The 12288-nt window shown below is 46.1% G+C and carries 11 protein-coding genes; 1 reads left to right on the forward strand and 10 read right to left on the reverse strand.

Translation table 11 applies throughout. The features are described from left to right. Nucleotides 1-4: 4 nt before the first annotated feature. A complete protein-coding gene (locus AC5ELV_RS12285; RefSeq protein WP_493430427.1) occupies nt 5-487 on the forward strand; it encodes a helical membrane plugin domain-containing protein in 483 nt (160 codons plus the stop codon). 82 nt (nt 488-569) lie between these two features. Here AC5ELV_RS12285 and AC5ELV_RS12290 read toward each other — a convergent pair whose 3' ends face one another. The 10 genes from AC5ELV_RS12290 to AC5ELV_RS12335 form a co-directional block, all read right to left on the reverse strand. Beyond that, nucleotides 570-923, reverse strand: coding sequence for a hypothetical protein (locus AC5ELV_RS12290; protein WP_029515421.1), 354 nt, complete (start codon nt 921-923; stop codon nt 570-572). 162 nt (nt 924-1085) lie between these two features. Then, a complete protein-coding gene (kdgT, locus tag AC5ELV_RS12295) occupies nt 1086-2087 on the reverse strand; it encodes a 2-keto-3-deoxygluconate transporter (RefSeq protein WP_493430428.1) in 1002 nt (333 codons plus the stop codon). A gap of 48 nt (nt 2088-2135) precedes the next feature. Beyond that, nucleotides 2136-3143, reverse strand: a complete 1008-nt coding sequence (locus AC5ELV_RS12300; RefSeq protein WP_493430429.1) for a tripartite tricarboxylate transporter substrate binding protein — start codon at nt 3141-3143, stop codon at nt 2136-2138. Nucleotides 3144-3272: 129 nt separating this feature from the next. Then, nucleotides 3273-5714, reverse strand: a complete 2442-nt coding sequence (locus tag AC5ELV_RS12305; RefSeq protein WP_493430430.1) for an AraC family transcriptional regulator — start codon at nt 5712-5714, stop codon at nt 3273-3275. A 213-nt stretch (nt 5715-5927) separates the two neighbouring features. Beyond that, complete coding sequence (locus AC5ELV_RS12310) at nt 5928-7592, reverse strand: methyl-accepting chemotaxis protein (protein ID WP_493430431.1); 1665 nt, start codon at nt 7590-7592, stop codon at nt 5928-5930. Nucleotides 7593-7619: 27 nt separating this feature from the next. Further along, a complete protein-coding gene (locus AC5ELV_RS12315) occupies nt 7620-8624 on the reverse strand; it encodes a BMP family lipoprotein (RefSeq protein WP_493430432.1) in 1005 nt (334 codons plus the stop codon). Between the two features lie 176 nt (nt 8625-8800). Next, nucleotides 8801-9388: a restriction endonuclease gene (locus tag AC5ELV_RS12320; RefSeq protein WP_493430433.1), complete on the reverse strand. Its 588-nt coding sequence runs from the start codon at nt 9386-9388 to the stop codon at nt 8801-8803. Nucleotides 9389-9562: 174 nt separating this feature from the next. Further along, nucleotides 9563-10972 carry an aspartate ammonia-lyase gene (gene aspA, locus AC5ELV_RS12325; protein WP_493430434.1) on the reverse strand — a complete coding sequence of 470 codons (1410 nt, stop codon included), beginning with the start codon at nt 10970-10972 and terminating at the stop codon, nt 9563-9565. A gap of 198 nt (nt 10973-11170) precedes the next feature. Then, nucleotides 11171-11701 (reverse strand): GNAT family N-acetyltransferase, encoded by a 531-nt coding sequence (locus AC5ELV_RS12330; RefSeq protein WP_493430435.1) that lies wholly within the window; start codon nt 11699-11701, stop codon nt 11171-11173. Nucleotides 11702-11810: 109 nt separating this feature from the next. Continuing rightward, entirely contained in the window at nt 11811-12212 is a 402-nt protein-coding gene (locus tag AC5ELV_RS12335) for a VOC family protein (RefSeq protein ID WP_023989581.1), read from the reverse strand. Between the last annotated feature and the right edge of the window lie 76 nt (nt 12213-12288).

Here is a 12288-nt window from a genome sequence, read left to right on the forward strand (position 1 = left end):
AACCGTGGCTAAGCCTATTTCAATTGTGAGAAAACGCGTTTTGACAGAAGAAGAACGCCAAAAACAATCGCTGGATCAGCTTACTGCTGATCTGGCGGACAATGGGGCAGCATTGCAGAAGACGCTTGAAATCGTACGCGAGCTGCACGACAGTGGTCTTCTCGAAGCAGCTCAGTCTATGCTAAAAGCCAAAGAAAGCATCGCCAAAATCGCTGTAGGACAAGCGACGCGTAAGCCTGTGACGAACATCATCAATAATCTCATGGGAGCAGCAGGGATGCTGTCTGAGGTAGACCCCGAGCTGATGAAAAAGCTGACAAATAGCGTTACCAATGGCCTGAACGAAGCCGAAGAACATCTAAAGCAGAATAAAAAGACTCGTCTGCGCGATCTTATGAAGGCGATGAATGATCCAGATGTAAACCGGGCAATGGGATTTGGCATTCATTTTCTCAAAGGAGTGGGAAGAAGTTTGTCTGATAAATAACTCATAGAGTGTGAAGGTGGAAGACAAGTAACAACAGGCAATAAAAAGAGCTGGCTCCGAAAACGGGGGCAGCTCTTTTTATTTATTTTTTATCCACCTGCAATAGCGTCACCGTTTTAAGAGAAACGGCATCTTTTATTTGCTCCTCTGCGATGACCTTGAGCTTAAGCAAACTGGCAATCTTCGACGTATCCGGCTTGGAAAACAAGCGCCATAGCTGCGGATCAGGCAGTGAATCATACAGCTTTGTATGATCGTATTCCTTACGGTGCTGTTGCACAATCTTGACTCGGTAGTTGCCAATTTCCCAATCTGACACCTCCTGCTGCGCACAATGAGCGGTAATGTCATTACGCAAATCAGTCAGTTCACCTTCAATTTCTTTTTGCTTTTGCTTTAACTGGTAGTAGCGACGCACCTTGTTTTCCAATCCCATCACGCTCCTCTACTTACATATGTATGTTTGCAGAAGCGTTTTAGGACAAGTTTTGTGATGTTAGATTGAAGGCGTAACTGCAAAAGCATTTCCCGGGTAATGGTAACGTCGACCAATTGAACCCTCATTACTTAAACTTTATTTCAGGATTTTGCAAAATCCTCATTTAGGTACATTCGCCCCTGGATTTACAGGCCCTGCTCCTTGGGATTTCCCCTTACGCTTCATATAATTGGCCCAGTATGCCGTCAGAATAGGTACCAAAATCGAGGTCACAATGACCGAAGCAGCAACTAAGGCCGTTGCAGATTGCGCAACAGGCAGGAACTCAGGCTTGATATTGGCGACAATGACTGGATTGGCTACTGCTGCTCCTGCTGTACTAGAGGCTGCAATTCCTGCTGTACCGTTGCCACCACCGATATATTTGTCCGCCAAAATCAGTGGAATACCTGTAACGATAATGACAAAAATACCTAATAAGATACCAAGCATACCTGTCTGGACAATGACACTCAGGTCAATGGAACAACCAAGTGCAAAACCAAAAAATGGAATCAAAGCTTGCGTTGCGTTCCCAAAATATTTTCGGAAATCATGATCCAGATTGCCCAACATAAAGCCGACCAAAAATGGTAATACCGCCCCCACAAATGTCTGCGGTTCAAAAACGGCCAGCCCGGTGCTACCCAAAATAATCATGGTCACCAACGGACCCGATTCCAGTGACATCAGTACAAATGCTCCTGCCTCTTCCTTGGAGCCATACTGCTGCATAATGGAGGCGTATAACCCGCCGTTCGTCATATCCATAGCCGAGATCAGCGCCAGCACCGACAAACCTGCAAATAGTCCACTTTCTACACCACTAACAGGCAGCAATCTGGATGCAATGATCGCCACTACCCACGCAACCGCAATTTTGGTCAATACGAGCGTTCCTGATTTACGCAATACAGTACCCGTCGCTCGCACATCTATGGAAGCACCCATACAAAAAAACCACACTGCCAAGATGGGTACCGTACCTGTCATCAGCCCCTTGGTAAAAGATCCAAAATAGTCGCCTGCCCATGGAGTAAATGTATGAAAAAGTGCGCCAATAAACAGCGGCACCAGCATAATGCCCCCTGGAATTTTATCAATGTTTTGTTTGATTTTCATAACTTCGTTCAACCCTTTCGTTTTTGCCAATGCAAAAACAAGGCCGTGTTACTTGCGGCTCAAGCCGAGCTCGGGAATCAGTCTCGCGAAGGTATCGTGACTCTCCTTCAGTTGCCGCGCGAATGCCTCTGCATCCTGGACACGCAATCCCAACCCATGCTTACGCATTTCCTCCCTGAATTCCTCGTCTTTCGTCCCCTTGATCAGTGCATCCGTCAGCGTTTGAGCAACTTCATCCGGTGTATCCTTGGGTACAGCCAGCCCTCTCCAAGTGCCAATAAAATGTACACGCAGCCCAGTGGCTTGCTGTAGTGTCGGCGCTTTTGGAAACGCTTCCGAAATAGTGTCTGCCTGGATCGCCAGTATGCGAAGTTTCCCTTCGTCCACGTATTTCTTCACTTCTGCGGGACTGACGGGTACAGCATCCACAAATCCGCTCATTAAAGCGGAGACGGCTGGGCCTGCTCCCTCATAAGGGATATGGGTAAAGCGGACTCCGCTTTTCTGCTCCAGCATCGCGGCAGCAAGGTGCCATATGCTCCCTGTGCCTGCATTCCCCATTTTGAGCTTGCCGGGATGTGCCCCAGCATCCTCCAGAAATGCCTCCGCTGTCTTCCATGGTGCATCTGCCCGGACCGTAATGGCGGAAGGGTCCATATTGGTTTGAAGCAGCGGCTTAAATCGCTCATAGGTGAGCGGTAGCAGTCCCAAATGAGGCAACGTAGTCAGCTCAGCGACCAGATACGTTACGGTATAACCGTCCGCCTGCGCCTCAGCCCCTTCCATCAGCCCGACAGAACCGCCTCCTCCCGTACGATTAACGACGATGATCGGCTGACCGAGATGCTTTTCGGCGGCTTTTGCCAACGCTCTCGCGGTAATATCCGTACCGCCCCCCGCCGCATAAGGAACGACGAGTGTTATTGGCTTCGTAGGAAATATACGGCTGTGATCCTGCAGGGCATGGTGATCCACATATTCACTGATACTCAAGGCAGAAAGCATAGCTACTCCCGCCGCAACCAGCACATATTTTTGCCATGGCTTTTTCTTCATTACGCTTCCTCTTCTCCAAAAATGAACTGGGCCCGTCATGCGCCCGTTTTCACCTCCAACGTTTTCGGTCTTGTTGTTTGCGTTTACATGAAGTCAATGTACCGCAACGTGGAGGGCTACAGCTATCGCTTAATCTTCGTATTTATCTTCTATTTCGCCAAAGTATCGACCTTTTGACCGATCTGCATATTCATTGGAAGATTTGCTGATTTGTCTGAATCTCCCTGGGGTCACTTGTTTGTGCTTGCGGAATACCCGAATAAAGCTGTTCTCATTTCGGTATCCGACCTGTTCTGCAATTTCACCGATTTTCAAATGGGTTTCACATAGTAATGTGCATGCCTTTTTTACGCGTAATCCAGTCAAATAATCATAAACGGTGGTCCCTGTTTCTTCCTTGAACATGCTGCTCACCGAGGACACGCTCATGTGAACATGATCCGCAATTTCCTGAAGCCCGATGTTCAAATGCAAATGATGTTCCATATATTCGATCATCTCTTGTACACGTACAAAATCTTTGGACTGGATGCGTCCGTTCCATTTTTCTTCAATATCAGTCAACATCATGACCAGCAATGCCTCAATGTCTTGAAGGTCTAGCGTCAGAATCTGATTCCAGTGGTAATCAGCAAGCTGATCCGGCGGCGTCACACTCTGAGTGGCACACCATTTTAGCAAATCTTCCAGCAATTCATGAACAAACAAGTAGACCTGGGCTGGAGATGTTCTGTGGAATCGAAGTTCTTCTACCCAGTGGCTGATTAGCTTTACACTTGCACCAGGTTCCTGTGCCTCCAGGGCACGAATTATTTCCACACGCCGATTGTTCAGCAATGTTGAATCCTGAATCTGCTCCTTTGACTGTTCATCCACTATGTTATCCTTTTTCACACTTATGCTGCTGTCTATATTCGTATATGAACGTCCATACCCCTCATACAAACGCAAATTAAGGGCCTCTTTTCCTTTTATAAAAGACGTCCGTGCCTCTTGAATATCCGTGACCATATGACCAATCCCTATAGAAATAGTCAAAGGAAGATACTCACCGACAACCTGAATCAGCCTATCCACACTTTTCTGAAGCAAAATGCTCTCTTGGAGGTCAGACACTGTACCAACTTCATTCGAATTCTCACTGAACTGTAACAGCACAATAAAACCACTTTCCTCCTCCGGCGAGCATACTGCTTTCCAGTGAGGTTCGAGCAACTCTAGCAAAATGTTGTTCAGCGCATACTTGAGCAGCATTTTATCCTCTTCTGGAAAGCTTGCAGCCCACGTAGAATACCGGTCGATGGACACGATCATGACAAACAAAGAATTACCGTCCCAATCGGAAAAATACTGTTCCCATTTCATACGCATTTCCTGTATGCCCATTCTACGCTGGATGACATCTTCCATATATTTGGAACGCAGCTCCGGCAGACTTCGCTCTACCACCAATGATTTGCGATGAAACTCTCCAACCAGTTTACTAATCACAGGTTCTAGGTCATACAATCCTCCTTGGCGCGTTCCCTTATTGCCCGAATTCAACAGGCTATTAATTTTTTTCATAGGGCGAAAAGCTGCATAATTATAATAGTAAACTGCTGAGCACCCAGCCAGTATGGAGATAAAGGCCAGCCATAGCATCATATTGCGCGCCAGCTTTACATTTTTCAGCAGCTTGTCCATCGGAACGAGCGATACTAGACGCCAGCCCGTTACATCAGAAAAGGTTTGATTCGCCATATATTCCATGTCCCCTATCTCCACATAAGCATAGGGACTCACATCCAGCTCTTTCAAAACCCTGCCCATATCATTTAAGGGTAAGGACGATCTCAGCTTGGGATAGATCAACTCGCCCTCCAGATCGTACACGTATTGCGAGTTGGATAAATGAATATACAGTTTGGAGAAAAAACGGTCGTAATCCAGATTGATTAGCACCGCACCCATGACCTGACCATTCTCTACTATAGGCCTGGCCAGCGAGAGCAGCTCTACCGTCCCCTGCTCACGATCGGTGCCGTACCATCTCCGCTTAATTAACAACGGCTTTTTTTGAATGTCCTGAATCCAGGGAACCCATGTAGTATCCGGTGCCTGCTTCCAATCAGCCATGTAACCATAATTGCTGGATACCAGAGCATGATTGTCCAAAGAAATAACTTCAACCGAATAAATTTCTTCGTGTGAAGAAAGGGTTTTCAAGTATTTCTGTAGCCGATCTATGACGGAGGCGTTGTCTGGCAGCGATTTCCCATCTCTTTGGACACGCACAAAAGCCTCTACGTCCGGATGATATGCTGCGTCCAGCGCCTTGTTATCAGACTCACGAAAAGCCCGATTGGTCACATCCAGATTGATTTGCAATAATTCTATATTGGGTGTGTTCAGCTCGGTATCCAAACCTTCACGGTATCCTGAATACGATAGTAAGCCGATCACGCTAATCACAAGCGACACGCACAGAGTGAGCAGTAGAATCAGTCTTGTCTGTTTATTTTTCAGTATCAATCGAAGCTTAAGTCGCAACATTCCCGTAACTTCATCCTTCCGGACTTCGTTGTCCATCTTCCTCTTGTCAATATACGTGGTGACATATTCTCCCTAAATCTATTTGACGTAAGAGTCGGAATTCCCTGCCTATGTATATCAAACTTAATATAAGTCACATCATTAAAATAAAAAAAGAAGAAGCCTCCCTGTACTGTACAAGTTAGAACTTCTTCTTTGGTACTGCTTATATTCATTATTCAGCAAAAACAGATACTCGCTCCACAGGTTTTAGCTTGTCTTTTCCACCTGAAAACGATCCAGCTCCCGCTGCATTTCCTCGCGAATCTGACGAAGCTCTTTTACCTTCTCAGCCGATTCCTCAAAGGAACGCTTCTGCTCTACCGTGGAAGCCGTAATCTCTTCACTGCCTGCGGCGGATTGCTGAGTGATTGCGCTGATATTTTCGATAGCTTGCTGCACCTGTACGCTCAGTTCACGCGATACATTCATGTCCGTTGATAACTTGCTGACTTGGCTCGCAATTTGCTGCACTTTACCACTAATCTCTGTAAACGATGCTCCGGTCGAGGAGGTTGCCTTCTCCTGCTCTCGGAACAGCTCCTGACTTTGCGTCACAGAAGTCTTCACCTTATCCATAGCCTGCGTGATGCCGTCAACTGCGGTATAAATTTTCTTTACCGCAGACTCTGATTGATTCGCCAGCTTTTTCACTTCATTGGCAACAACAGCAAAACCTTTTCCTGCTTCACCTGCACGTGCAGCTTCAATAGAAGCATTCAAGGACAACAGCGATGTTTGGCTGGCAATTTCGGAGACGTATCCAGTCATGGTTGTAATCTCGGCTGCATTAGCCTCCAGCTCCTTGACCGTCTGCTCCACTTCGGACATGGCTGAACGATTTTCTGCAACAATACGCAGTTGATCGCTCATGACCCGCGTACCCTGCTCAATGACACGCAAAGCATCCTCACTATACGCAGTCGATTGAGTGGTCTCCAGCAGATTAGATTCAAACTTTTGCTGCATCTCGTCCACAACACCAACTGTCGACGACAGATCCTCAGCAATTTTCTGACTGCCTATCGCCAGTTCCTCTGTTGACGTGCTGACTTGTGTCACAATTTCCTTCATGGCCTCATTATGCTGATCAATATCCCGAGCCATCAGATCGACACGATTACCCGCCTGATCAATGGAGAGCACAATGTTGCGCAAGTTCCCGATCATGACTCGGAACGATTCATTGAGCTCGTCCAGCTCATCGCGTCCCTTGGTTTGGGCAAGCTGTACCGTCAAATTCCCCTCGGCAATTTGCTTCGCGGCATCCGTTAACTTGCGTGTTCTAAGAGCAAGCTGCCTGGAGGTATATGTATTATATAGCCCAACCGCCACCAGAAGTATAACTGCACCTGCCAAGGCCAATTGCCAAGTAAAACGAATGCTCTTGGTCAAATCTTCTGTGTATTGGTCATAACGCGCCTTGGTCAGTAGATCCAGCATAAATACATCGTTCTGAATCCCTTGGGCACGCATGGCCTCTCGCTTGGACTCTGGGCTGTTTTGGGTACTCATTGCTTTCTCCGTTGCTACTTTCAATTGGCTGAATTTTGTTTTAATCGTATTCAGTCGTTTTTGCTGTTCTTCGGTCTGCATCATGCCCTGTGAAAGCAAAGTAATCGTCTTTTCAGACTGAGTCAGTTGATTTTGCACATCGGCTTTGTTGCTCTCCGTCATGGAAGCTGAATAATTTTGCAGTGCCTGCCCTGACTGAATCAAATAGGCATTGAGCTGCTGTACATTCAACATAGCCGGAACCAGATTGCTACTTTGCGAGTTAATACGAATTAATTCAAAAATGATATAAGCCACTAAAGCCAGGCAAGCGATCAAGGAAATCATCGCGTTCAGCACCAGTTTACCTTGCAGTTTCATCAGCTTTCATCCTCCGTTTGCGAAAATTTATTGGGTGGGAACAGTCAGTGTGCCGGATTTGATTTTTTCCTTTAAATCATCCAACAACTTTTGCTGATCCGGACTCAGTGTCACGACACGAATAGGCGCCAAACCTACACCATCTTCCGCAAGACCAAACACCATATCCTTCTCCATAAATTTTCTTTGATGATCTGCAAAGCCTTTGACTGCTGTATAAATGGCAATGTCTACATTTTTAAACATCGAGGTCACTACCGCTTTTTCCGCAATAAAAAACTGGTCGCTATCGACCCCGATGGCGAATTTTTGCTGCTTCTGTGCTTCTTGTAGCGCACCCACACCCGTAAGGCCTGCGGCTGCATAGATAACGTCAATCTGATCGTTATTGATCATGTCATCTGCAATTTGCGTCCCCAGCTCTGGCTTTCCAAAATCGCCTGCATACGTAGCGGTGACTTTGGCATCAGGCTTGACTGAGTGAACCCCTGCGCTATATCCAATTTCAAACTTTTTCAACAAAGGAGATTCCACACCTCCGAGAAAACCCACCTGTTCGGTACGACTCGTCAACCCTGCAATGACTCCGGCCATAAAACTGCCTTCTTCTTCTTTAAAGGTAATAGAAGCCACATTCGGTAAATTTGATTTCTCATCCACGATTAAAAATTTATGGTCTGGATATTTTTTGGCAATGGATTCCAGACTGTCCTTCACCATGTAACCTAATCCAACGATTAAATCAGCCTTTTCTTGAACAAGCTGCTCAAAAGCCGCATCATACGTCTTCGTCTCCGTTATTTCCCGGTATTCAAAAACAATCTTCCCCTCATCCCGTGCCTTGACCAAACCTCGAAAAGCCGCGTCGCTGTAAGACTGATCACCCAAACCAATATCTGACAGTACGATTCCCACCTTAATGGGCTGAGCCTTGGTTTGTGCTGCCGATTGCCCACATGCACTTAGCAATAATGCAAGGATTGTGACAATGGGAATCCACCTAACATTTAATAGTACTGCTCGCTTCTTCATAACATATCACCTCAACATAATTTGGAAATCCCCAACATCTTTATATCGGTTAAAAACGCATATTCTTTCATAAGGATTTCTGTAAATTCATTTCCACTATTTTGTTATGAGAAAATTAAAAAAGGGACTGATTCCTGGGCTTCGATCTCGTCGCCAGTCGTTCAGTCCCTTTATGATTATCTTCCACTCCATTTGGAAGCAATCACGTCTACTTTACTTTCTATGAGGTCCATAACCTCCTCGCGCTGCCTAGCCTTGAATAAATCAATCATGTCGATCAAGTCGTTGCGGTCTAATAATTTAACCCCGTTGACAGCAGCAAGTGTTTTACAGGATTCCGTATAACGGCCGGAGGTAATGACGAGGGACCTGTCAGCTGCATAATAACGCATAGAGGTATAGATCTCCTGCACTGCTCCCAAGCCTACCGGATGTTGTACCCCATAACGTTTGGCCTGTATGACAACTCTGACGCCTTCACGGTCTGTAAAAACCAGATCCGCTCCAAAATCCCGGCTACTGGTTGTTTTATAGATCTCCTTATAGCCAAGCGCGGATAATAACCGCTGCAAATAAAGCTCAAATTCCGAGCCATCCTCCATACGATCTATATCCTGAATTCCAATTTTGCGCGGGTCCAGATCGCGTAAAATCCGATTTCTGCGACCACGTATCAGTCCTCTGATGATGAGCGCAAACAACACTAAAAGTACAATGAGTCCTATTCCTAATTCCTTGTATGCCAATAATTTTTCCAGCAACATCCAACTCTCCCTTTTCTACCATAAGCGTAGCCGTATCATCCTTAACAGGGAACTCCCCTATGCACGCTCGCTCCCGTATTACATCTGTGTTATCACATAACAATAGCCCCGCCAGATTCGACGGGGCTATCTTCGTCTTGCCTCAAAGCTGTCTAAACTCCATACTCCGCATCATTATTCGCGATTCAGCAAAGATTCTCCGGCAATACCAGGCTGAGTCATTTGGTACGGGTCCAATATAATGTCCAGTTCCTCCTCGGTCAGTACATTGTACAGCAGGCACAACTCACGCACCGATTTCCCAGTCGTAATGGCTTCGCGAGCAATACGTGATACCACCTCATATCCAAGGTGCGGATTAAGCGCTGTAATAATGCCTACACTGTTCTCCACATATTCACGACACCGCTCCACATTCGCTTCAATTCCTTCCACACAATGAATGCGGAAGACGTGAAAGCCCTGCTTCATAATTTCCAGCGATTGCAGCAGATTGTAGACCAGTACAGGCTCCATTACATTCAGCTCGAGCTGACCCGCCTCTGAAGCCAAACAGATCGTATGATCATTACCAATGACCTGAAAAGCAATTTGGTTAATGACCTCACACATCACCGGATTTACCTTGCCCGGCATAATGGATGACCCTGGCTGGCGGGCAGGCAGACTCAGTTCCCCCAGACCCGCACGTGGTCCGGAAGCCATCAAACGGATGTCATTTGCCACCTTAGACATATTCATCATACAAATTTTCAAGGCGGCAGACACTTCAGTATAAGCATCCGTATTTTGTGTAGCATCTACGAGATTTTCGTCAGCTTCCACAGGGAAGCCACTGACGTCTGCCAGTACCTCTGCGACACGCTGAATATAACGACGGTCTGCGTTCAGGCCAGTACCCACCGCAGTTGCGCCCATATTAATCGTTAGCAGGTGCTGCTTGGTCGCACGGACGCGTCCGATATCACGACCCAGCACACGCGCATAAGCCTGAAACTCCTGCCCTAATCGGATCGGCACTGCATCCTGCAAGTGGGTTCGGCCCATTTTAATCACACTATCAAATTCATTTGCCTTGCGGGAAAATGCTTCCTGAAGCTCACTCATGGTAACTAATAGCTTATCAATCATACTTAATACAGCCAAGTGTACGGCTGTAGGAAAAGCATCGTTCGTCGATTGCGCCATATTAACATGATTATTAGGACTGATCTCCTGATAATCTCCGCGTTGCTTGCCAATCAGCTCCAGCGCTCGGTTCGCAATCACTTCATTTGTATTCATATTAATGGAAGTGCCTGCGCCGCCCTGAATCGGATCGACGATGAAATGGTCATGCAACTGTCCTTGTATAATCTCATCAGCAGCCTGAATAATGGCCTCTGCTTTGGGGCGGTGTAAACGGGTTAGTTCCATATTTACCGTCGCTGCTCCCTTTTTCACGATCGCCATAGCTTTAATCAACTCAGGGTGCAGTCTTTGGCCTGTAATTGGAAAATTTTCTTTTGCCCTCAGCGTTTGCACACCGTAATAGGCATCTGATGGCACTTCCTTGGTACCTAAAAAATCATGCTCCAACCTCATATTCTCTGATTCCTCCGCTGTGTTTGCTACGTTCTTCAATTCAGTACAGCCAAATTGACATAAAAAGACCTTTTCTGATCCCCTCTTCATTATACGTTCCTATTCCCGTGCTTTTCCAGTCGAATAAACGCGGAAAAAGCTATGTAACCTTGGACAAGTTATGATTACCCGTATATACCACACTTATTCGATAAATGCTCAGCTATGACTAGAATACGGATGTAACGGCTTATAATAATATCGAGTGGCGTGCAGCTGACCATCGGCTGATTGAGCATAACCCGGAATAACACCAGCTTCCACGAACCCGATCGACTCGTATAGTCCATTGGAGGGATCACCCACCCGCGTATCTAGCACCAGTAACGTTCTATCCTGACTAAGTGCTTCTTCTTCCGCTACCTTCATTAACTGACGTGCGATCCCCAGTCTGCGTCCGGACGGATGCACCATAAGCTTTGCAATTTCCGCACGGTGAGTAGCGTTAGCTTTTTGAGCCAAATGAAGCTGAACCGTCCCTACAGGTACTCCATCCTTCTCGGCAATCCACAGAACTACACCGTCCTCAAGTACATTGTTCCAATAAGCTGCTGCTTCCTGATAACCTAATGGGGGTAAGAAACCTATAGATGCACCGTCTGCAACCACGTCGATCAACAGCCGACTTAGTGAGTCTGACAGGTCTTCGCTCAGAGCTTGAACAGGGTAGACTCTCATTTCGTTAGACATTATGATTCCTCCCGATGAGTTCGATAACATACAATAAAGAAAGTAAACTATCTTTTTAGGATAGCTTACTTTCCATAATACTTCGTTTACTTCATTATTCTCATTTCCATTACTGCTCTGCCATATAAAAGAACTCCCACAGATGACCATCTAAATCCTGAAAGCTCCACCCATACATAAAACCATGATCTTGAGGTTCGTTCGAGGGCTTGCCGCCCGCTTCCAAAGCCTTGTGGACGATCTCGTCTACCTTTTCTCGGCTCTCTACCGATAAGGCAACAATCGCTTCTGTACTTTTTGTGGCATCTGAAATCTCTTTTGTCGTGAACGCTTTAAAACGTTCTTCAACCAATAACATGACAAAAATATGCTCACTAACAACCATACAGGTTGCATGTTCATCAGTGAACTGAGCGCTGAATTCAAATCCGATGGTAGTGAAAAAATCAATGGACTGTTGCAGGTTTTTAACTGGTAAATTCACAAAAATTTGTTTAGCTGTTACTCCCACGACATTTCACCTCTTCATTCGTCATTCATTCTACTTTATCATAACACCTCTCCACAAAAGATAACTTAACTATCGT

The organism is Paenibacillus sp. NMA1017 (assembly GCF_058895805.1).